Origin of the sequence: Amycolatopsis sp. NPDC089917, from assembly GCF_040684635.1 — a bacterium.
Taxonomy (GTDB): Bacteria; Actinomycetota; Actinomycetes; order Mycobacteriales; family Pseudonocardiaceae; genus Amycolatopsis.
The window spans coordinates 1-22,551 of the sequence record NZ_JBFBGL010000013.1 but is presented as its reverse complement, the minus strand read 5'-3'; the positions used below and the strand labels follow the sequence as shown (position 1 = coordinate 22,551).

17 protein-coding genes are annotated in these 22,551 nt (G+C 65.5%); 7 read left to right on the top strand and 10 right to left on the bottom strand.

Translation table 11 applies throughout. The annotated features are described in order from the left end of the window. Window positions 1–2 precede the first annotated feature (2 nt). Together AB0N89_RS12175 and AB0N89_RS12170 are read right to left on the bottom strand one after the other, a co-directional pair. Entirely contained in the window at window positions 3–971 is a 969-nt protein-coding gene (locus AB0N89_RS12175; protein WP_364203650.1) for a polysaccharide deacetylase family protein, read from the bottom strand. Further along, window positions 968–1,810 carry a hypothetical protein gene (locus tag AB0N89_RS12170; RefSeq protein WP_364203647.1) on the bottom strand — a complete coding sequence of 281 codons (843 nt, stop codon included), beginning with the start codon at window positions 1,808–1,810 and terminating at the stop codon, window positions 968–970. The genes AB0N89_RS12175 and AB0N89_RS12170 overlap by 4 nt, the downstream gene beginning before the upstream one ends. A gap of 469 nt (window positions 1,811–2,279) precedes the next feature. Here AB0N89_RS12170 and AB0N89_RS12165 point away from each other — a divergent pair, with 469 nt between their 5' ends. After that, the gene (locus AB0N89_RS12165; RefSeq protein WP_364203644.1) at window positions 2,280–2,639 is read left to right on the top strand and encodes a hypothetical protein; all 360 of its coding nucleotides are present in this window, start codon (window positions 2,280–2,282) and stop codon (window positions 2,637–2,639) included. 457 nt (window positions 2,640–3,096) lie between these two features. Here the strand turns inward: AB0N89_RS12165 and AB0N89_RS12160 are convergent, their stop codons facing one another. Continuing rightward, window positions 3,097–3,447 (bottom strand): hypothetical protein, encoded by a 351-nt coding sequence (locus tag AB0N89_RS12160; RefSeq protein WP_364203641.1) that lies wholly within the window; start codon window positions 3,445–3,447, stop codon window positions 3,097–3,099. Window positions 3,448–4,379: 932 nt separating this feature from the next. On the opposite strand from AB0N89_RS12160, the gene AB0N89_RS12155 reads away from it, so the two are divergent. The 4 genes from AB0N89_RS12155 (at window position 4,380) to AB0N89_RS12140 (ending at window position 9,848) form a co-directional block, all read left to right on the top strand. Then, a complete protein-coding gene (locus AB0N89_RS12155) occupies window positions 4,380–4,919 on the top strand; it encodes a response regulator transcription factor (protein ID WP_364203638.1) in 540 nt (179 codons plus the stop codon). 2,226 nt (window positions 4,920–7,145) lie between these two features. Next, window positions 7,146–7,499 (top strand): hypothetical protein, encoded by a 354-nt coding sequence (locus tag AB0N89_RS12150; RefSeq protein ID WP_364203636.1) that lies wholly within the window; start codon window positions 7,146–7,148, stop codon window positions 7,497–7,499. A 672-nt stretch (window positions 7,500–8,171) separates the two neighbouring features. Beyond that, complete coding sequence (locus AB0N89_RS12145) at window positions 8,172–8,984, top strand: alpha/beta hydrolase (protein WP_364203633.1); 813 nt, start codon at window positions 8,172–8,174, stop codon at window positions 8,982–8,984. 165 nt (window positions 8,985–9,149) lie between these two features. After that, the gene (locus tag AB0N89_RS12140) at window positions 9,150–9,848 is read left to right on the top strand and encodes a type II CAAX endopeptidase family protein (RefSeq protein WP_364203630.1); all 699 of its coding nucleotides are present in this window, start codon (window positions 9,150–9,152) and stop codon (window positions 9,846–9,848) included. A gap of 63 nt (window positions 9,849–9,911) precedes the next feature. On the opposite strand, the gene AB0N89_RS12135 is transcribed toward AB0N89_RS12140, so the two are convergent. The 7 genes from AB0N89_RS12135 to AB0N89_RS12105 form a co-directional block, all read right to left on the bottom strand. Beyond that, a complete protein-coding gene (locus AB0N89_RS12135; protein WP_364203627.1) occupies window positions 9,912–10,649 on the bottom strand; it encodes a MerR family transcriptional regulator in 738 nt (245 codons plus the stop codon). Window positions 10,650–11,574: 925 nt separating this feature from the next. Further along, on the bottom strand, window positions 11,575–12,456 hold the full coding sequence (locus AB0N89_RS12130) for a spirocyclase AveC family protein (RefSeq protein WP_364203624.1): 882 nt from the start codon (window positions 12,454–12,456) through the stop codon (window positions 11,575–11,577). A 144-nt stretch (window positions 12,457–12,600) separates the two neighbouring features. Next, complete coding sequence (locus AB0N89_RS12125) at window positions 12,601–13,479, bottom strand: oxygenase MpaB family protein (RefSeq protein WP_364203621.1); 879 nt, start codon at window positions 13,477–13,479, stop codon at window positions 12,601–12,603. Window positions 13,480–13,493: 14 nt separating this feature from the next. Further along, window positions 13,494–18,710, bottom strand: a complete 5,217-nt coding sequence (locus AB0N89_RS12120) for a type I polyketide synthase (protein ID WP_364203618.1) — start codon at window positions 18,708–18,710, stop codon at window positions 13,494–13,496. A 971-nt stretch (window positions 18,711–19,681) separates the two neighbouring features. Then, window positions 19,682–19,969, bottom strand: a complete 288-nt coding sequence (locus AB0N89_RS12115; RefSeq protein ID WP_364203616.1) for a hypothetical protein — start codon at window positions 19,967–19,969, stop codon at window positions 19,682–19,684. Window positions 19,970–20,295: 326 nt separating this feature from the next. Next, complete coding sequence (locus AB0N89_RS12110) at window positions 20,296–20,484, bottom strand: hypothetical protein (protein ID WP_364203613.1); 189 nt, start codon at window positions 20,482–20,484, stop codon at window positions 20,296–20,298. A gap of 312 nt (window positions 20,485–20,796) precedes the next feature. Beyond that, window positions 20,797–21,315 carry a GAF and ANTAR domain-containing protein gene (locus AB0N89_RS12105; protein ID WP_364203914.1) on the bottom strand — a complete coding sequence of 173 codons (519 nt, stop codon included), beginning with the start codon at window positions 21,313–21,315 and terminating at the stop codon, window positions 20,797–20,799. Between the two features lie 119 nt (window positions 21,316–21,434). Here AB0N89_RS12105 and AB0N89_RS12100 point away from each other — a divergent pair, with 119 nt between their 5' ends. Both AB0N89_RS12100 and AB0N89_RS12095 read left to right on the top strand, forming a co-directional pair. After that, window positions 21,435–21,740: a hypothetical protein gene (locus AB0N89_RS12100; RefSeq protein ID WP_364203610.1), complete on the top strand. Its 306-nt coding sequence runs from the start codon at window positions 21,435–21,437 to the stop codon at window positions 21,738–21,740. A gap of 538 nt (window positions 21,741–22,278) precedes the next feature. After that, the coding region (locus AB0N89_RS12095) for a hypothetical protein (RefSeq protein WP_364203607.1) at window positions 22,279–22,551 on the top strand (273 nt) is incomplete at its 3' end.

The window sequence follows — 22,551 nt, the reverse complement described above, 5'->3', positions numbered from 1 at the left end:
CCTCAACCGCCCGCTGTCAGCCGGGTCACCGGGCGTTCGCGTCGGATTTCGGTCCGGTGAACGTATTCTCCGGTGCCCACGACGTCGAAGTGTTCCCGCAAAGCCCGTAGAACCCACCCCAGCCAAGCGACCTTTCGCTCGCCTGGCGTGGCCATACCGGGGAAGAACTCCATGCCGGGCGCCTCGGCGCCGCCGAGGACGTCGGTGGGGTGCAGCAGCAGTGACGGCGCGACGCCTCTGGCGAGACAGAGCCGGAGAGCCGTCCGAAAGTAGGCGCGGGCCAGTTTCGGGGACATCTCGTGGAGCTGAAGGAGGTAGGAGCCGTGGATCGGGGTGCGCAGCAAGGGCATCGTCGTCACCGGGAGCTCCACGAGCGCGCTGCCGTCGGCTGTTCTCCAGCGGTAGGGATGCACTGGGGCGAAAACCCGCGCGAAGCCACCGAACAGCTCGTCCCGACCATGGTCGTCCGTGCGCGGTGCGGTCCGGTTGTGGTAGGCACGTGCCAAGGGACCCACCCACGTCGGCAGTGTGCTGGCGTCGTAGGCGTAACCGCGTTCGCACAGGATCTCGACTAGATCGGCGGAGAGGCTGAAACCCGGGCCTCGGAAACCCAGAGGGAGTGGCGCACCGGCCGCGACGATCGCGTCGTCGGTGAGGCGCAATTCCTCTTCGAGGTGAGCGCGTGTGTAGCGATGCAGCCAGGGCTCGTGACCAAAGGAATGGTTGCCGACCTCGTGACCGGCCGCGGCGATCTCGTTGACCGCTTTGGCGCCGTCTTCACGGACGACGTCGGCGCCGACCGCGAACACGGTGGTCGTCAAACTGTGCTCGCCGAAGACTTCGAGGAGACGGGGTACGGCCGAGGACAGGAAGCTCGGACGGCGGTGCCAACCGGCGTCGCCGTGAGTCTTGAGGTAGGACCACAGGTTGTCGAGATCGATCGACACACTCGCGAGTGGCCGTGCGTTCACGCGGCCGCCTCCGTCAGCCGAGCCGAAGCCGATTGGGAGCGGGCTTGAGTGCCGAGTACAAGCACGCCGATCACGACGGCGGTCAGCCCGGCGGCGACCCACGGACCGCTACCGTCGGCGACCCTGTCGTCCAGCAAAGAGAGACCCACGACGGAGGACAGCACGATAGTCGTCGCGTCGACCGTCGCCACGACCGCCGTCGCCAAACCGCGCTGCAGGGCGACCGCCATCGAAGCCTGTCCCAGGACGGCGGCCGTCACCATCAGCCAGGTCAACGGATTTCCCGGCAGCGAAGCGATACTCAGGTGAGCCAGCGCGCGACCGATGATCGCCACGACCGCGAAGGCGACTCCGGAAAGGAGAGCAGGTAAAAGAAATGTTTCGGTGCGGCTCACCCGGGTCGTCGCGACCCCGACCACCAGCAGCACCCCCACCTGGGCCAGGACGGCGGTCGGTGTCAGATCCTTGGCGATCGAGGGTTCCGAAGAGCCCGCGAGAAGGACCAGGCCAGCTGCCATCAACGTCAGCATCCACGTCTCCGTGCGCCGTATCCGCCATTTCAAGACCACGACCCCGAAGACGGTGGCCAGTCCGATGGCCGACGACGAAGCGGTCTGCACCAGATAGAGCGGCAGCGCCTCACGGGCGAAGAACGCGAGTGCGAAACCTCCCGCCTGACCCGCGAATCCCAGTAAGAAGAGACGATCGGTCGCCAGTCTGGCAAGCAGGCCAAGACCCGCACCACTCCGATGTCCCGCCCGCCGGGCGGCGACACTCTGGGCGACGATCCCCATCGCGTAGAGCACGGCGGAAGCGGCGAGTATCCCGTAAGCGACCACGAACAGCTCCCTCACCCATGTCGGACCGAGCCGCGATTCGGCAACGTCACTCACTGGTTCGCGGGAAGCGTAGAGGCATTGCTGCGCTCTCACGGTCGAAGGACTCCGGCAGCCGGTATATGACCGAAAGGAATTTTTCGTACAGGCCTTTGTGGTCCGGAAGGGTTGGTTCGTGATCGTCCACCGCGGTCGTCGGCACGGTGCGTCACCGATCGTCGGTCGTACCGGCTGGATCAGTCTGTCCTGCAACGAAAATCAAGCCACGCGAGAGGAAAGACGATTCGACGCGATCGCTGTACAGCCTTGGCGCTAACACTTTCGAGCTACAAGAAGGCCGGTCAGAGACGATTTGACACCACCCGATGATGGCACGCGATGGAAACCCGTCAAGCACTTCTGTAGGTTTGCGCCGCGACGCGCGGCTGCTTTCCGGCGCTCGCGTCGAACATCACCAATCAAAGGAGTAACCATGTTGAAGAAGATCGGCTTCGTCACCGCCGCGATGGCGGCCGGCGCGTTCCTCACGGGCGGGATCGCGTCCGCCGGAACCCCGGCCGACGAAGGTCACGATCACCACGGTCACGACCTCAGTGGTCAGGTCGGTTTGGTGAATTTGAACAACATCGACGCGTTGCACAATGTGAACGGTACGTTGGGTGTGTGTGGTAACGATGTGAACGTGCTGGGTGTGCAGGTTCCGATTCGTGAGTCGTTGAACGGGGTGGGTGTGCCGGTTCTGTCGCCGGGTGCGCACGAGGCGGAGGGGAACTCGCCGTACAACTGTGCTGCCGGTGGTGTGCTCGACGGCGGAACCTCGCAGAACAACTAAGCCATCGGTTCCCGCTGCCGCGGGAGCCGATCGTGGGTCCCGGTCCGCGGTTGGACGTCGGCGCCGCACCGGCCATCTCGTCTTGAGAACCGTCGTGTTCGGTGATGTGAAGCGTAATCTCGCTGGTTCGGGTTCCCGCCTTCCTGCAACATGAGACCACCGGCTCGCAGGTTGTGCCGGAGCCACCAGGGCAGTGATGGAAAATCGCGCGAGATCGTCGAAGTGGGCGCCGCGTGCCTGTCGTGAAGGGGCCCATAGTTCGTGAAACGCGGGTGGGATCGGCGTGTTGCGCCGATCCCACCCGCTCCGCGTCGAGCTCACCGGAGAGCGCAACCGGAACGCGAAGGCCAAGTAAAGAATTCTTTCGCGTTCCGGAGGACGTTCGTCGACGGCTTCCTTTACCGGCGTTCTCACACCGTCGGTTCACCGCGATCGGTATCCGGCTCGAAGGTGGAAATCAGTTGTCCTGGATCGATCCGCCGCTGACGATGCCGCCCGCCGCGCAGTTCTGAGGCGATTGGCCGCTGGCCTGGTGCTGCCCCGGGGACAGGATCGGAATACCGATGCCGTTGAGGGAGTTGTTGACGGGCACCTGGACTCCGAGCACGTTGACGGCGTTGTCGCAGACACCCAGGGTCGCGTTGACGTTGTGCAAGATGTCGATGTTGTTGAGATTGAGCAGTCCGACCTGGCCGCTGTAGTCCGAGCCGTGGTTGTGTCCGCCCGGGGTGTCGGCGGAAGCGACGCCGCCACCCAGCAGGGCACCGGCCGCGATGGCGGCAGCTACGATGCCGATCTTCTTGAGCATGAGTTCTCCTTGATTGGCGAATGCGTCGGATGGACGGGACCGTTCCGAACGTGCCTTGCGTCCCGCGAGAAGCAAATCTACTGACGAGGCCGTGTCCTTGCCGATATCCACCCCCATCGAGTGGGTGCCGCGAGCCTTTGACCGGCACGCGTGTGACCCGAATGGGGTGCTCGCCGCTGTCAGGAGAAGGCCAGTGACGTCGATTGTCCCGGTGCTGTGAGCAAAACAAGGGCTTCTCACGTAACCGTGCCCACACCCCAGGCGATACAGCAGTCGGAGGTGAGAGGGTATGTCATCGAGAGAAGTTCGGATCAGTTCGAGCCAAGCGATCGGAATCTGTTCGGCACTGCTGTTCTTCATCGCCGCGGGCATCCAACTGTTCATCGCCCTGACGACTGCGGCCGGGTGGGCATGGTGGACGGCGGGATCCTTCGGTTTGGTGGGTTTCGCTTGCTGCGCACTGGCGTTGGCCGCTGGATCGCGGCGAGACTCAGAGTCAGCTGGCGGCTAGTCAGACGGTTGTCGATCCCGGCGAAAGAATATTCCTGAACCACGTTCGAGCGACGCTGAATCGGATGCTTTGGCGTGCATCTCTTCCAGCGGCCGCCACGGACGGCGAGAGACCGAAACTTCCCCGCGCGTAGCTCCGTGGGTATCCCGGTTGCGGCGCGCTACCTGTGAAGGCTTCACCTGGTCGGATCATGTGTGAAGGCAACGACTCCGCATTCCGTCGCTGTACCGGAACCGCCTGCCGCGCACCTGGCGCGAGCCGTTTCCTGGCCGACCTGCTTGCGAGCCGAGCTTCCATCGATGAATCTGTTGGCCGAGCTTCGCCCTGATAAGAGTGATGAGGCGAAGGGAATTCGACTCACAGGTGGGATGTGACGGTGGATTGTCTCGTTCTGGAGGGGCGGCGTGAAGCAAGGGAGCGGATGACCAGACTGATGTCACGCGCTCCCATGGTTACGCGAGTCGATCAGGCCGCGACACCGCTTGAGCTGCTCTCGAAGCTGGAAACCCGTTCGGCGGATCTGGTCTTGATGAGTGCTCGTCTGCAACCCGAGACTTTGCGGGAGACAGTGCGGGAGATCTCGGTTCACGGCAGCGCGAGGATCATCGTGTTCGGCTCTCCAGAATGGGCGCCGGCGGCGGCCGAAGCGATTTCCGTCGGCGCGGCCGGATTCGTGTCATGGGAGGCGGGCTCGGCACGGATCGGTGGTCAGGGCTTGGCAAGCTGCGTACCGTTGCCCGAGCCACGAGACTCATGGGAAGACCAGCCGTCCTTGTCCCGGCGAGAGGTCGAGGTTCTGCGACGGATGAGCCTGGGAATGACCAATGGCGAGATCGGCAATGAGCTGCATCTGTCCGAAGACACGGTCAAGACCCATGCCCAGCGGATGTTCCGCAAGCTGTCCGCAAGCGATCGTGCTCATGCGGTGATGGAGGGGTTCCGCAGGTCCCTTCTCGACTGAGAGGGAGTGCGAATCACTCGAATCAGTAAGGGCTTTGTGTCATTCATCAGTGTCAGAAGTTACTTCGTGACCGAGCCAGGTGAGCGGCGTCCAGTAGCCGGTCCGCGCGGCGAGTTCGTCCTGCCGGGCGGTCAACAACCGGGTCGGCCCAACTGTCCGCGAACGGAGCGAGAGGCGAACTCACCTCACAGCAACCGACCCATCCTGTCACCTCTTATGAGGAATTTTCGCGTCTCGAACGATGAACCCTGAGGATTTGTCCGGTCGCTCCGTGATCGGACAAGACAGTGAGAAGATCGGATCGGTCTACGTCGGGGACGATACCGGTGTTCCCGAGCGGGCGACGGTGAAGACCGGCTTGTTCGGTCACAAGGAAAGAGGTGTCGGACGCGCATCGCATCGATGCCGGTACGGCGGTCGGTGACGGCCAGGGGAGGAACAGTGATCACGACCGATCACGTGGCGAAAGCGACCACGGCACCATCACACGCTCTGAAGAGCGGCTTCGTGTGGGCAGGGAGCCGGTCGAATCCGGGCGGGTCCGCGTCGTGACCGAGGAAACGACAGGTGCGAGTCCCGGTCCGCCATGAGGAGGTTCGTGTCGAACGCGAACCGATCACCGACGGACGGCCCGGCGAGCATCGCGTGGGAGAGGTCGAGGAAACCGTGACCGGCAGTCGGACGACCCATGCGTCACGTGACGTTTTCTTCGTGGGGGAAGCGGTTTCGGGTCGCGGACAGGATCGAACGGGGATAGCCCGGGTGCGGAAGGAAGCCGGTGGGTGCGAACCGCTGTCATCCTGCACGATCTCCGTTCAGGAGAAGAAGTCGAGCGGGGCACGGCGACGGTGAAGTACTCCATCCGGCCTAGTCGAAGACTGTGGACATCGAGAGGTGGGCAGCAGCAAGAGGGACGTTAATCGCTCGAACCGTTGCGGAATGCGAAGATGCCTGCATGTTTTTCGGCGTCTTCCGTTGCCCTCGCAGGTTTCCCGGCGATTTTCTTGCCAGTCGAGCTGGGGTGTGCCCCAGTGGTTGCCCCTGAAGATGATCACTGTGTGTGTCTGATTCCGAGGCGTGGCGCCTGGACGGCTCAGCCATTAGCGGGATATCAAAGTACGCGAAGTCGACTACTATCGAAACTTTTTGGTCGACAAAAAAGACACTCATACGATGGGTTTCGTTCACGAGCCCTTTTGCTTGGCTAGGCTTGTCACTAGCCTACCGATTGGGCAAATTCGACTATTGCCGCAGCTGGTCAGTGAAGTTACTCACGAGGCGCTGGCCACACGAGTTCATCGGGCGGTGACCAAAAAAGGGGGTGTCAGCGGTCGAACTTTGTCATCGGATCCCTGCGGGCTGCGCTGCCCAAGGCGCCCCCGGGTGATGACCCGCCGGCGGTAGCGTTGAGATCGCTCTGCCGAACCCCGGTTCCACGTCGGGACTTGATCTTCGCTACGATGTAATCGGTTCAAAAAAGAGCCGTGGAGGTACGGACCAATTTGTGAGTCCGCCCACTGGCCGTTCTCCTTTCGTTTTCGTGGTCGACCGTCGGTCGGCAAGTGATGCCCAGGTCAATTGGGCGGGAGAGAATTGAGTGACAAACCTATCGTCGCGCCCTTGGGTGCGGCATTCACCTCGAGCATGATCTGCACGAACGGGGACCGGCTCGTCCATCCGGCGGACGGGCCCAACGATCTGGCTCGAATCGTCGTGCGCTGGGCCCGTGTATGGGTTCCGGACACGTGGCCCGCTCGTCGGTATTTTGCTTCGTTGGGCATCGGAGACGAGGAAAGTCCCCAATATACTGACAAAGATGTCGAAGGGTGGCTTCTCACCCAGCCTCGGCTCGACTCGCTCGCCTGGCATGTGCGATCGGGCGACATCGACATCGCGACCGCGTTGACAGCGGAAGCCGAAGCCTGGCCTGAATAAGTCAAAATCAGCGAAGAGCCCTGCTGTCGGCGAGCACGCAGGGCTCTTTGTCGCACCTGAAATTATCTTTTTGTACACCTGTCTGGCTTTCGGTTCGACTGTCAAGAGTGTATTGAACAAAAGACCCTGTTCAACCCGATCGGGTCAATCAGTGCGTGGTCAGGAACTTGCACTGCGCACACGATGGTGGTGCTACGTGGATGAGGACGATGATCGCCCGTACATTTCCTGTGGCGGACGGGATAAATCTGTATCCCGTTTCGATGCGATCGTTCGAATCAAGGAGAGCTCATGCTGAAGAAGATCGGTTTCGTCGTGGCTGCCGCAGCCGCTGGGGCGTTCATGGCCGGCGGAATCGCGGCCGCGGACACTCCCGGCGGTGACCACCACGGCGGGTATGACCACAGCGGCCAGGTGGGTCTGGTCAACCTGAACAACATCGACGCTCTGCACAACGTCAACGGCACGCTCGGCCTCTGTGGCAACGACGTCAACGTCCTCGGTGTCCAGGTGCCCATCCGCGACTCGCTCAACGGGATCGGCGTCCCGATCCTCTCGCCGGGATCGCACGAGGCCAGTGGCGCTTCTCCCTACAACTGCGCTGCCGGTTCGGTGATCGACGGCGGAACGATCCAGAACAACTGATTCTCCCCGCCTGGTCGGCTGAAAGGTGCACTGAAGCCGGCAGGGCGGGTCCGGCGATTCGTAGTGAGACCGCCAAGCGTCCGAAACGTGGAGATGAGATCGCACTCCTGCTCCATGTTTCGGACGCACGGTGGTTTTCGCGACGTCGGCACGGGTGGGGTCGGCCGTCAAGCCCGCAGCGGGTCGACTCCACCCGGCGTAAAGTGCGTCATGACCAGATTTCCGGTTATGGCGAGACTCGGGCGACGTCGCTTTGGTGGTGCAATCATGCCGAACCGTGACTTCAGCTCAGAACGCGAGAGGCCTCCGGCCTCACCGACCTAGCGGGAACAGCTCAATATCGCACTCCGCGTCGCTTCAACCGCGTCCATGCGAAGTCTAGGGCCGCGTCGGCCGCTCCGCCCCGGTGAGCTGCGCTTTCACCACGACCGGGCTGTATATGGCCAACATCCCGCCCTACGCGGTCGACGACGCGGCTGTCACCCGGCAGGCCACCGTGGCCAAGCGAGTCGCCGAGCAGTGCGCGAGCAACGATCACGATGACAGGCTGCGCCACTTGACCACCGCGAACAACGCCAGGGACATGGACGGTATCCGGTCCACGCTCGGCGAGCGGAAACCAGCTTCTTCGGTCTCTCCTACGGTTCGGCTCTGGGCGCGGCCTACGCGTCGATGTTCCCCGAGCGTTCGGACCGGATCGTGCTCGACAGCAACATCGGCGACACCTACCTCGACCACGACGGCATGCGCCGCTACGCCCTGGGCATGGAGCAAACCTTTCCGGATTTCGCCGCCTGGGCGGCGGAACGGCACGAAGCCTACGGCCTCGGCCGCACCTCCGGGCAGGTACGCCAAACCTATTTCGAGCTCGCCGAAAAACTCGACAAGCAACCCGTGGACGGCATCGACGGTTCCCTGTTTCGACTCAACCTCTTCGGGAACTTGTTCAGCAAATCGCTATACGCGAAGACGGCGCAGCTGTGGCAGGCCTTGCGCCAAGACATCCCGTCCGCGCAGGTCATGCAGGCGAGCACGAAGAGTGAGCTGCTGCCCACGGACAACTTCCTCACCGTCTTCCTCTCGGTGACCTGCAACGACGTCGCCTGGTCCACCGACATCGACACCTACCGGCGAGCGGTGGCCGAAGACCGGCAGCGTTATCCGCTGTTCGGTGCGTCCGCCGCGAACGTCACCCCCTGTGCATATTGGCCACACCGGCCGGCCGAGCCGCCGGTGCGGGTCAACGACAAGGGGCCGCGTAACGTGCTGATCCTGCAGAATCAGCATGATGTGCCGACCCCGCATCGCGGCGGCGAACTGCTGCGGGAGAAGTTCGCTCAGCGATCCCGGATGGTCAGCGTCGAGGGCAGCGGCCACGGGGTCTATGTCCTGGGTGGCAACGCCTGCGCGTTGAACGTCACTACTGGATACCTTGTCGAGGGCACCCTGCCGCAAGACCGGCGCTGCGGGGCTTCCGCGGAGTAACGCTATCGCGGCACCGGGGCCGGTCTGGTCGAACGTTGATGCGACCCGGCTCTGCCCGGCCGCCGGTGCGCGAACCCCACAGCTGTGAACGTCCTCTCGAACGCCAGACCACGCGCGGTCATCGGGATTGACCCGGCCCTTTGGGCACACCCGACACTCGCGGCCATGAGCACGTTCAACGACGCTTCCCACGATCGAAACCGCCGCCGGCCAGGCTGGCCCGAACTCGGCGCCGCGATCCTCGCCGCCGTGATCCTGTACGTGATCGGTTCGGTCATCGCCGCGCGGCTACCGGCGGGCTCCCCAGTCTCGTCCGGTCAGGCGAACTTCCTCGTCTCCGGTCTCGCCCCCTTGGGCGCGTTCGCTGTCGCTGTGCTCGTCCGCATCCGCGACGTCCGTTCCTTCGGGATGCGGCGAGTGCATCCCGGGTGGTTTCTCGTGGCCCTCGTGGTCGGTCTCGTATGCTTCGGGTTGAGCTGGCCGGTCTCGGCGGTGTTCGACCCGTTCTTCCCCGGCTCGGAAGGTCTTCAGCAAAGCTACCGTGACGCCGCGGGCGCCGGAGCGCTCTCTCTCCTTGTCACCGTGATGCTCGGCGGCGTGCTCACCCCTCTAGGCGAGGAAGCGCTCTTTCGCGGTGTGTTCGCGAACTTCCTGTTCCGGTGGGGCGCCTGGATCGGCGTGCCCGTGAGCGCGGCGGTCTTCGCCCTCGCGCACGGCGTCAACGCAGTCATGCCGCTGGCGTTCGTCGTCGGGCTCAGCACCGGGCTGTTGCTGCGGCGCTCCGGTTCCCTGTGGCCGGCCGTCGTCGTCCACGTCGTCTACAACAGCGCGGGCATCCTCTACCACGGCATCACCGGAAGCTGAACGAACTGCCGAAGGAACGTCCACCAGACATGACATGGGTCAATCTGGGCCATGCGCCCTCGATCAGTCTCCCGCCAGCGTTTGTGCGTGTGCGAGCGCGAGCGCCTTGAGCTGGGCGGCGTTGAACCGCTCGACGAGCGCGGATCCGATCGCGGTCTCGGCGAACTCCTTGCCCCGTGATCCCGCGGAGCCAGGATCGGCCATCCAGGGAAACCGGGCGTGACTGCGACGGATCGACACGGCCAGACGACCCGCGATGGCCTCGATCGCCGCATCGTCGGCATCCTCGGGAAGACGGTCGAACTCCTCGTCGGCATCACGGTCGGTGGGCTCCGTGATCAGCTGGCGAAGGTCGTCGAGAGCGTGATCGGCCAAAGTGCCGGAGAACACCGTCAACATCGCCCAGTCTCTCTCCGACAGTCCGTCGGCGACGTTCCCGAACCGCGCCGGGGAATCCAGCGGGGCACCATGCTCACGCAGGACCGCGAGCTCGCCACGAACCCGTCGCAGGCGCTCGACCGTAGCCGCCAGCTCGGCGTCGAGCGCGCGAAATGTGTCGTCCGAGTCGAGGTCGCCGGCTTCCATCGCCCGAATCTGGGTGAGTGACAAGCCGATGTCGGACAGCCGCTTGATCCGAAGCAACCGGACAAGGTGAGCCACGCGATATTGCTTATACCCGTTGGGTGTTCGATCAGGCAGATCAAGCAGGCCGATTCGGTGATAATGCCGCACCGTCTTGACAGTCGTGCCAGCCAACTCCGCCAGCCGCCGCGTGCTCCACGCCATGCTCACCTCACGCATCCGCCGTCACCGGCACAGTCTAGAGACGCCCACCAGCCGAACCACCAATGACGGCACGCCTCCTGTGGATAGCTCGGTCGAGTCGTCTGTCAACGGCCGAAGGACCGCTCGGCCTGCAGCCGTGCGGCGGAGAATCCGATTTCGGGTGCCGGTGAAGGGCGTCGATGCGGCCTCATGGTGTCCGAGCCTGTCGCGGTGCGCTCGCGGTTCAGTAGGCTACGGCGTTCCGCGCTGACAGATCGGCGAGATCAGTCCGGAGAAGAACGGCGAGCCGTTGGGAAGCCTCAAGTAGTTCGCCGCGAAAGTCGTCTGCCTGACCGCGGTGGGCGTGGGTAAACGCGGTGTGCAGGCAGTGGAGAATCTCTGGGCCTGTTTTCGCTAGAATTGGTTCCGCGCTCGTGGTCGTCGCGGAGAATTCAGTCAGGAGATCGTTGATTTCGTGGAGGCTGGTCACCACGGTGAGGATGATGACGAGGGCCTGTGCTTGCTTGTGAAGCCGGAAACAGACCTCTGTGGGACCCGCGCCTTCCCGTTGTCTCATCCCGCCGCCTCTCCGTGCTGCTGTAGCTCCGGTCGGCTGAAAGGGGATGTCTTCACCGTTGTGTGACGGCACAGCTTGCCGCCGCAGGAAAGTTGTAGCAGCTACAAGCGTGGGGTGGCTGTTTTGAGACGGCAATTCGCACTATGGTGTGAATGATGGAATGCTTTTTAGGGCGTTGTGCGACCTTGGCCACTGCTCGTTTCGGTCGCTAGAAGGTGACGCGTGTGGGATCCGCGTTTTCCTGCCGCTCATCAGTCCGCGGAAGTGTGACTTGTGCCGAGCGGAGGCCGCTCGGAGGTGTCAGACGGTTTGGACAAGAATCGGCCGCGGGCCGGAAGCACCTCGATGGCGTGGGAATTGAGCTCGGTCGGGGCCTGTCACGGTTTATTGCAGGTGAGGTGGCAGGTCGGTGGCGTGTACGCCGTAGAGCGAGGCGATGACGCTTCCCGCCGTGCACAGTCCCAGGAAGGTGATCTGGGACAAGCCGATGACGGCCATGAGCTGGATTGGCCGGCGTGCGCGGTCGGGTAGCCGTTCGGTGCTGCGCAGGAGTGGGTGGCTTTCGGGGTGGTGGCACAGGAGGCCGGGGATCACGCCGTACGCGACGGCGGCGGCGAAGGCCACGGGGATGGGGATCTGGTACCAGTGCCCGGCGAAGAGAGTCAGGGCGGGCGGGGCGCTGGGGTAGACGTAGGCGCCGCTGAACACCATGACGGTTTCGAGTACGAGTTCGGCGGCCAAGGCGGGCAGGAACGAGAACAGGATGAGTTTGGTGCCGGTCAGCCGGGGCCAGCGGCGGACCGCGGCGCGCAGGGCCCAGACGGTGGGCAGCGTCCACATCATGACCTCGGCCAGCGCGAACCAGCCCACGAAAAGCGGTACGGGGTGGGTGGTGGGGTCGGGTCCGTGCCAGCCGGGGAGGTGCTGGCCCCAGCCGGTGGTGCCGATCAGGTATTTGCTGTAGGCGATGGCCGGGCCGGAGTAGGTGAAGACCGGGATCAGCCAGCCGGCACTGAGGTAGCCGATGAGCACCATGGTCTCGATGGTGAGTGTGCGTCGTCTGATGCTCTGATGGATCGGCCAGAGCACGCAGGCGACGGTGCCGGTGATGCTGAGCACGTGGAAGGTGGTCAGCATCGTCTTTTGCGTGGGTTCGAGCCCGTAGTCTCCCTGGGGCAGCCACCATTCGGCGTCGGTGCCGATCCAGCGCGACAGCGTGTACACCTCGGCGAGGAGCAACACCGTGCCGAGTGCAGCCCACGCCACGGCCGGATTCCGCCACGGCCGGGACGGAGGGGTGGCCAGGGTGTCATGGGCCGCGGGGAGTGGGCGATCGCTGTTCCCGGTCATGACCGGACCGCTCGGTGGGGCATCGGATCCCTTTCCGTGTTCGCGCCGGATCGGCGAGCGTCATCGGCATCGGCTGGGTCCGGCAGGGGCCGGATCGAGGGGGCCGAGATCGGCCACGGTCCAGCCGTGGGGGTAGGTGCGCGGCCGGGGAACGTAGGGGTGTTCGTCCGGGCGGGGCGGCAGCAGCCTGAGGAGTTTCCCCCGCTCCCGCGTCACGGTCCGGATCAGTTTTCGGTGCCGGCGCCCGGGTACGGTCAGGCCGATCAGGTCGGGCAACGGCGGTTCCAGCAAGGCCGCGACCGTCCGCGGCAGTAGTGCGCGGCAGAGTGGCCTCAAGGGTGGCGGAGCCCAGTCGGCGAAAAGAGCGAACACCGCGTCGGCGATTTCGCGGTTGGCGGGGTCGAATGTGGCGCGTTCGCGGCGGGTGGTCTCCAGGACCTCGCGGAATCCGGCGGTGTCGGGTGGGATGTCCTTGATGCCCATCAGCTCGCCCATCCGTCTTCCGGTCAGGATCAGCGCTCTTTCCTCCTCCTCCGCGAGCCGTCGCCAGCCATAGGTGTCGATCCAGTCGATCGGCCCCAGGGTCTGGGACGCCAGCAGGTAGCGGAAATCGTCGTTGCTGATGCGGTAGTGGCGGTGGATGTGGTTCATCGCGCGCACAGCGGCGCGTCCATTGGCCGAGTCCAGACCGGATTTCTTTGCTTCGTACTCGAACAGCATGGTGTCGTCGAAGCGTTTCTGGCCGTGCTGGGTGAACCTGCCCGTGGAAGCGAGGAGACGACTGACCGAGGGAAGGACGATGTCGGTCATCAACGCCAGTTCGAAGCCGACCCGGTAGTCCCAAGGGAACTCGTACCGGGTGATCAGTCGCTGGATCTCGGGATAATCGTCCTCGGGGTTCAGGGTCTGGATGTACCGAAGACGGTCGTAGCGTTTCATCATGGGCTCCTCGGTCATCCCGCGGTGTCGGCCAGGCCGGTGTGGTCGAGCAGCCATTGCGCGAGTCCGGCGGCGGTGGGCTTGACCCAGATGACGCCGGGTTTCATCTCGGTCCGCAACGCCCGTTGCAGTCGCTGCTGCAGCTGTACCGCGCCGAGGGAATCGAGACCGAGGATGACGACGCTGGTGTGCCTGGTGATGCGGCGGCTGGTGCCGTCGAGCAGGTCACGGATCGTGTCGATGATGAAGGTTTCGAGAAGATGGCGCCGGGCAGCGGGGTCTTCGGTGCCGAGCAAGATCGTGCGGACGTCGGTGCCCTCGTCGGCGGGATCGGCGCCGGTGAGCACGTCGGTGAGAAGCGTGGACGTGGTCAGCTCCGGGTAAGGCGCGACCCATCGGGTGACGTCGAGCGGGGAATAGGCTATACGGCGCGGTCCTGCTGCCAGGATTCGTTCCAGCGCGTCCATTCCGTCGGCCGGAGTGATCGTCAGGAAGCCGCGCTCGGCGAGATGGCGGCCACGGCCGATCTCGCTCCACGGACCCCAGTGGATGCTGGTCGCGGGCAAACCGTCGCGGCGCCGCAGCTCGGCAAGGCCGTCGAGGAAGGCGTTGGCCGCCGCGTAGGCCGTCTGCCCGGGGGAACCGATGAGGGCGGCGACCGAGGAGTAGAGCACGAAGAAGTCGAGGTCCGCCTTTTCGGTGGCCTGGTGCAGAGCCCAGGCCCCGCCCGCCTTGCCTCGCCAGACGCGGTCGACGAGCGGCGGGTCGAGGGTGGTGAGGGTGGCGTCTTCCACGACCCCGGCGCAGTGCAGCACACCGCGTAGCGCGAACCCGTCCGCGCTGGCACGGCGCACGGCCCTCGCGGCGATCGCGGGGTCGGCGATATCGCCGCGAACGACGTGCACGTCGGCGCCTGCCTCGGCGGCCCTCTGGAGCACGTCCCGCGCGGAGGAGGACGGGGAGGAGCGGCCGTTGATCACGATGCGGCCGGCGTGTCGGCGGGCCAGCCAGTCGACCGCGCGCAGTCCGAGACCGCTCAGGCCGCCGGTGACCAGGTAGGCCTGGTTCTCCTGGATCGGGGATTCCGGCTGCGCGTCGAACCGGCTGTCCGGGGCCGGACCCGGCCGGACACGGGCGACCTGTCGCTCCCGGCGCCGCAGCGCGATCTCGGTGACCGGTTGCCCCGTGTCGAGAAGCTCGTCGACGACAGAGCTGAATCCGCGCGAGGGATCGAATTCGAGGTAGCTGGCGGCGAGGTCTGGATGCTCGTAGGCGATTGTTCGCAGCATCGCGCGGGGTCCGGCGACGTTCAGCGCACCCGCGTCGCGGGTCAGCAGCCACACCCGGGGTGGTCGCGGGAGTTCCGCGAGCCGCCGCAGGAACTCGATCACTGTGCCGATCTGGTCGCGGGCCACGGCGGCCAGATCGGCACCTTGGTGGTCACCGGCGAGGGTGAACACCACGCCGCTGGTGCTCGGCGCCCAGCCGTCCTCGAGAAGGGCGGACCCGGGCCGGACGTGACACCCGGCGCTACGCCTGTTCAGCTCGTGGCCGAGTTGTTCTGCCCACTCACTGTCGTCGCCGGCGATGACGGTCCAGGTGGTCTCGCTGTCCTGGCGGCGTTCGTTGGGGACGGGCTCGGACGCCCATGCCAGATGTGAGAGCCGGTTGGTGAAGCGGTCGAACACCGGGGTGATGTTGGTGACTCGCAGGCCGTGGATCTCCGCGACGACAGTGCCGTCGGCGGTGGCGAGCCGCGCCGCCGCCGTGCAGCCCAGGTCGTCGGCGTCGGTCACCGTGACCGCGACGACGCGGGTGTGCGCGGTGGGACGGTAGACGGTCATCTCGTCGAATCCCGCGACCACGACGGGTCCTGGCGTCAGCGAGTAGTGACCGAGCCAGACCGCCACGGCGGTCTGCACCACCTCGTCGGTCAGCGCGGGGTGCGCGACCAGGGCTCCCGCCGACACCTGCGCGGTCTCGTGCGTGTGGACGAACGACAATCCCGAGTCCTTGTCCGGGTGTATCTGGATCCGGTCGAGCGCGGTGAACGCGGGCCCGTGGACGACGTCGTGGTGGTCGCGGAAAGTCTGGTGCAGGTCGGCCGGAGCGGTGTCGTGCCAGCCTTCGGGCGTGTGTTCGGCTTCGCTCAAGGGGGTGGGGCAGGGGTGTCCGGCCGCGGTGACGACTCCGCGGGCGTGCACGATCACCTGGCCATCGGCAGCGGAGACGATCTCGACGTCGGCGGTATCGCCGTTTCTGGTCAACCGGGTCGTGACGACAGGCTCGGGGTCCAGCACCAGCGGCACGGCGAGCACCACGTCGCGGGCGGTCACCTGCTCGGCGCCGAACACCTGCCGGGCCGCGGCGAGCAGCATCTCCAGGAACGCGGTGCCCGGCAGCACCGGGACGTCGGCGACCCGGTGATCGGCGAGCCAGGGCAGGCGAGCCGGACCGATCGGGGTCTGCCAGGTGTGCCGGTCGGGCCGGTCGGGGTCCTGCACGTGCCCGCCCAGCAAGGGATGCTGGTCCGCCGCGGGCAGCGCGGGAGCGACCAGCCGGTACGGTGGCTGGTCGCCGCCGAATCGGGTGCGGTGCCAGGCGGTGCCGGGAACGTCGACGAGGTGTCCGCGCCCGTAGTGCTGGGCGAAGTCGATGCCTTCGTACCCCGCCACGTGCAGCGCGCCGAGGTTGGCCAGCAGTGTGTGCTGATCGTCTTCGGGATGCCGCAGGGTTCCCACGGCAGCGACCTCAGGCACGTGCAGGTGCGCCGCGGTCTCCAGGATGGGGCGTACGGCCAGCGGATGAGCCGTGCATTCCACGAACACGCGGTGTCCCGCCGTCAGCGCGCCGGCCACCGCGGCGGCGAACCGGACCGGGTCGCGCTGATTGCGGACCCAGTACTCACCATCCAGCGCGCCCGGGGCCTCCGGGTCCACGCTGACGGTGGAGTAGAACGGGATACGGGGACGCGCCGGTGCGATGTCGGCGAGCGCGATCCGCAACTCGGCCAGGATCGGGTCGACCTGCGGCGAGTGCGAGGCGACGTCGACGTCGACGAGCTTCGCGACCACCCCTTCGCCGTCCCACTTCTCGACAAGGCCGGTGATCTGTTCCGCGTCGCCTGAGATCGTGGTGATCGACGGCGAGGTCAGTACTCCCAGTGACACGCCGTCCGCGCCCGCGGCGTCGATCGCCTGCTGGGCCTGGTCCGCGTCGACCATGACCGACGCCATCGCGCCGCCGGAGATCGTCGCCAGCAACGCCGAGCGACGGCAGATCACCCGCACTCCGTCGGCCTCGCTGAGGCCGCCGGCGACGACGAGCGCGGCCACCTCACCGAGCGACTGGCCGATGACCGCGGCTGGTTCGACGCCCCACGATCGCCACACCGCGGCCAAGGCCACCTGCACGGCGAACAGCGTCGGCTGGATCTTGTCCACCCCAGCCATCCGGTCGGGCCGGGTGATCATCTCCCGCAGTGAGAAGCCCGCCTCGGCGGCCACGAGCGGCTCCAGGCGCGCGAAGGTGGCCGCGAACACCGGGTCGGCTTCCAGCAGTCCGCTGCACATCCCCGGCCGCTGTGAACCCTGGCCGGTGAACACGAAAACAGGTCCGGCGTGCTCCGGAGGAAGCACGGGCGATCCCAGGACCAATGTCTCGTCGGCCTCGCCCGCCGCGAACCGCCCGGCCCTGTCCGCGAGTTCCCGATGGCCGCGGGCGATGACGCACAGCCGGTGGTCCCACGGCGAGCGACGCGAGGTCAGGGTGTGCGCGAGGTCGAGCAGGTCACAGCCTGCACCAGGGCCGTCGAGCCAGGTCCGCAGCCCAGCGGCCGCCAGTCGCAGCGACTCCGGGGACGTACCGGACAACGGGAACAGCCGGGGCTCGGTCTCCTCGGCCGGTGAAGGCTTTCTGCTAGCGCTGTGGCGGGGTGGTGGAGCGGACTCGAGCACAACATGGGCATTCGTGCCGGTGACGCCGTAGGAACAGACCGCCGCGAACCGCCGGGTCCCGGCTACGGGCCACTCCATCGGCTCCTCCGGGACGAACAGTCGTGAACCCTCATCCCGAGGGATGGCCGGATTCCACTCGCCGAACACCGCGTTCGGTGCGATCACACCCCGTCGCAGGCACTCGACAGCCTTGATCACTCCGGCGATGCCGGACACGGGCTCCGAGTGCCCGATGTTGGTCTTGACCGACCCTAGGGCACACCTGCCCTTGCCCTGCCCATACACGGCGTTGACCGACGTGTACTCGACGGGATCCCCGACTGCGGTGCCCGGCCCGTGCGCCTCGACCAGGCCCACTTCGCCGGGATCGATGTCCGCGCAGTCGACCGCGGCGCGGAAGAGCTGCTGCTGTAAAGCGCTCGACGGCGCGGTCAGCCGTGTTGCCTGTCCGTCGTTGTTCACCGCGCTGCCGCGGATGACCGCCAGGATCCGGTCGTCGTCGCGCACAGCGTCGGAAAGCCTTTTGAGTACGAGCATCCCCGCGCCCTCGCCGCGCACATAACCGTCGGCACGGGCGTCGAAGGCGTAGCAGCCGCCCCGTTCCGACAGCAGGAGCGGCGCCTCGTAATAATGCGTTTCCGGCGACAGCATCAACAACGTGGCGCCCGCCAGCGCGGTGTCGCAGTCCCCGAGAGTCAACGCCCCGCACGCGGTGTCCAGTGCCACCAGACCCGACGAGCAATGCGTGCTGATCACCATCACCGGGCCGCGCAGGTCCATCGAAAACGCCACTCGCCCCGCCGCCCCCGCGGTAAAGTTGCCGAACAGGTACGGGCTGTTCGGGGCATCTTCGATAGGACGTGCCTCCCGGAACAGGTTGTCCGGCGCGTAAGTACCGGCGTAGACACCCGTACGCGACCCTCGCAGCCGATCCACGGGAATCCCCGCGTGCTCGACCGCCTCCCACGCCACCTCCATGAGAACCCGGAACTGCGGATCCACCGATTCCCGCTCCAGCGGCGCGACAGAGAACGCCTCCGGATCCCACTCCCACATGTCACCGTCGAGGAAACACCCTCGTCCGGCCCTGGCCGCCACGGCAGGGCTGTGCACCAGCCCGAGCCGGGCGGCGTCCCATCGTTCCCGCGGCACCGGCCCCACCGTCTGTCGCTTCTCCGCAGCCAGACGCCACAACCCACCCGGGTTGTCCACACCGCCAGGAAAGCGACATCCGATGCCGATGACCGCGATCGGCTCCGACGCTGAGGCACTCACAACACACTCCTCATTCTCAAGACGGCCGACACCCGGAATAATGCTCGAACAACCCGCGAAGGGGCTGAGTCGCACACAGCAGTGCGAAAAATCGAATTCCTCATGGACCGTTCAATGCGTGCCGCGAGAGAGGGATTGACTCGCGATTCGGATTCCGCTGTCCGGGGCGCGATGGTCAGACGCGACAGCCGCCGTGCTCCGATGTCGTTTTCAGGATTCTCAAGTATTGCACACGGAATCTTCGGCCTCGACTGGATTCAATCGTCGAAAATGGATGGTCGATGATCAAAAGGCGCAGGTGTGGAGACTGCCTGTAAGCGACCAACCTCTCGACGAGGGTGTTTGAAAACTTTTCGGATGCGTGAAATGGGCGACTTCCCCCAGACGCCTGGCCTGGCGATGATCGACGGCTACACAGTGGCACCAAGGGGTGCAGCCGAGTGAATTTCACGTACGACGCCGGCCCCATATCCGCTGAGGAGAGTCTTAGGTCAGACGAGGCTGACCCCGAGCGGAAGATGATCTCGCTGGATGTTGCGACGTCTTGTTCCCGTTGCTGGTGAGATGTCACTCTGGTCATGGCGTTGCGGTGGCCACCGACCGGCCGGTGGCTCATGAGGAACTGCCAGGGATGCCCGCGCCGATCTTCCCCAGCCACAACTACCGAGCCGGATGACCCGGCTCACTGACGCGCTGACCTCGTCGCTCCGGGCGGAGACGTCAGCCGACCATCACCCCTCGGCGATGCCGGCCCGGGGGCCACGAATTCCTTCATCGGTCATGAGGCTGCGCCGTGGCGCAAAACCGGCTGTCCTTGGGTCTTCCGGGCAGGAGGGTTAAGCAGTGACGTCGATCGAAAAGAACCAACAGGTTGGCTCCCTGGCGAGGAGCTGTGCCAAGAATTGCGCCGAGCGGAGAGCCCGATGCTGCAGCTTCGGGTGCTGAGTGTGTAATCAGAGGTTGCGAGCGCGCTAGCCGTCGGCGTGGTGTTTCTTGTCTGGTGAGTCGGGCACTGGACCGAGTTCATCGGCCAGGGTTTTCACTATCCATCGTTCTGCTGACTTGAGCCGGCGAACCAATCCGCGAAGTATGGCCACGGCCAGAAGCACGCCGGACAGTGCGGCGATGTCCGGCCCTGCTGGAAGGGTCACTGCGAGAAGCAGTAGTGCGCTCGCGAAGAGCCAGTGACTTCTGAGCGTGTGGCGGTTTCGATGGTAATCGGCTTGCGTGGTGAAGCGCAGTACTTGGCCTTCTGCCATGGGAGCCTCCTTGGCGGGTGGCGTGTTGCGGAAGAACCGGGCCGATGGTGACCGGTGTGTCCACGCCGATGTTCCCGTCAGTCGTCACGGGACCCCAAAAGGGTTACGTGCGTTAACACCATGTACTCGATCGTGGAGCCTGGGGTGAAATTGGGGACCAGGAGGGCGAATATGGGTAGCATCCGACTGGATTTAATCGCCTATCCGGGTGATGTGCTGAGTGATTCCACCAGTGTGCACGGCGCTGGCCGAGGTGATCGGGTGATTTCCTGGAAATCATCGTCCAAGGCATGTGATGTAACAGGTTTGGAGAAATCATGCCGGCGCTAATGGTTCGTTGTCCGGGTCTGGGTGCGGTGTGTGCGGAGTCGTTTGCCCGCGCGGCGGGCACGGTCGATCCAGACGCTGCGACCGGCCTTGAGCATCTGCTCGGTCCGGTAGTCGACCTCGGCCAGCACACTGGTGAGCAGGACGTCGTTGCTGTTCATCTCGGTGGTTCCCTTCAGGACTTCCATCACTGCCTCGTTGGTAGTGATCAGACTCGTCCTGAGGGACACCACAGAGCATCGGGTGATCACCTACACCCACGCACGATCCGACCCCTTACCCTCGCCTATTCCCTGCTCAGGCGAGGTAAGGGGTCCTCTCGCGGGCGGTGGGGTAGCGGGTGCGGGGGAGTCCGCACAGCAACTCGGCGAACGTCTTCGATGACCCACGATGTCCCGGGCGACGGCCGGGGCGCTGTCTGTTTAACACCCGGCCGTCCCGATCCGGCTACCCACACTTACGGGCGGTGATACGTTCCGCCGGAAATCCGGTGGTGAGAGTCAGGTGTCGTGACGGTGTTCGACGAGCCAGGTGGCGACGGCGTGGAGTTTGAGGTTGCTGTGCTGCGAGGCCGCCACGAGCATGTTGAACGCCTGGAGCGGGTCGAGGTCGTGGCGTTGCGTGAGGATGCCCTTGGCCATGCCGATGGTGTCGCGGTGCTCGATCGCGGCGTAGAGGTCGGCTTCGTGCTGGGCGCCGACGAGGGCGATCGCGGCGTGGGTGGCGAACGTCCTGCCGTCGAGTTCGGTCTGGGCGCTGAACGCCGAGACCTTGCTGGAGTAGATGTTGAGCGCGCCGAGGGTGTTTTCGGTGACGAACAGCCGATAGGACAGCATCGACCGCACCCCGGCTCGTACCGCTGCGGGGGTGAAGTCCGGCCACCGGTCCTCGTCGGCGAGGTCGCCGGTGCGGTAGATCTCGTGTTCGGCGATCGCGTCGACACACGGGCCCTGGCGAGTGCGGTACTGCACCTGGTCGAGCTCGGCGACGAGGTCGCTGGACGGGGCGACGGTGCGGATCCGGCCACCGCGTTCGACCAGGGAGATCCCGGCGTCCTCGGCGCCGCCGGCTCGACGACCTCGACCTCCCGAACCGCGCGATCACCATCGGCGGCCACCGTCACGAACTCGGTGAGTTCATGCGCGAGATCCTGTTCGCCTGGCTCGACCACCGCCGCACCACCTGGCCGCGCACCGCGAACCCGCACCTGCTGATCTCCGCTCAAAGCGCCCTCGGGTTCGAACCAGTCAGCCACTACTACCTCAAACGGCACCTGCTGCTGCGCGGCGTCCACCTCGAACGCGTCCGCGCCGACCGGCTGCTCGCCGAAGCCGACGCCACCGACGGCGACGCCCTCCACCTGGCCACCCTCTTCGGCCTGGAGCCGACCACGGCGATGGCTTACGCCAACGCCGCGCTCGCGCTCATCGAGGCGGAGGCCTGAACACGAGAATGCGGCCAAGATTGCCTGCCTGCGGCAGGACGAACCGGCCGTGCTTTCGACCGTGAGCGGTCGAAAGCAGTTGAGTTGATCTTGAAGAGACTTCAGGGCGGATGAACTGACAAAGGAGTCTGGTCTAAGGTATCGCCGTCACTGTGGACCAAGGTATCGCCGTCATCGGAGCTGGCGGACGTCTGGTCGCCGGGGCAGTGGCGATCGGTTTCATTCGTCGGGTGGCGCCGTCGGCCCTGACGATGTGCCGCGCTTGGGGCCGTGGCCGAATCTCGCCTTGCGCTTGCGCCAGTACGCGGCCAATCGTGCTTCTTCTTCCAGACGTTTCTTCTTCTGCTCGTCCGACTCGCCGGGCCTGTTGGGGGGCGTCATAGTTCTATTGCACCAAGCAGTCGCCTCTCGCGTCATCGGCCAAACAGGCGCTCACCAACGGGGCCAAGGCTCACGTTCTCGACCGTGATGGCGAACCCTTCACGGTCGAGGCCGGGGGGATCTCGCGGCGTTGCGGTCATGGGCGCGGAAGGTGCTGGTGGCGCGGAGTCGCGCCGAGAGGCCGGTGGAGGTGGACGAGGTGGTGCTGGTGCTCGACGAGCTGGCCACTGACGCTCTCGCCGCCGGTGGGGTGTGCGGGGGTGCGTCGCTGTCGTTTACTTCTGGCGGGGTCCGCGCGGAGGTCGCCATCAATTCGCGATCGGTGTCCGTTAGGTCGAGGCGGCGGTGGTCGCTGATTCCGGTGCTGGCCTCTCGCTGGGGCCGTCGTCGCGGCGCGGCGGGTGACCGGTTGTGGGCGACGGTCGCCAAG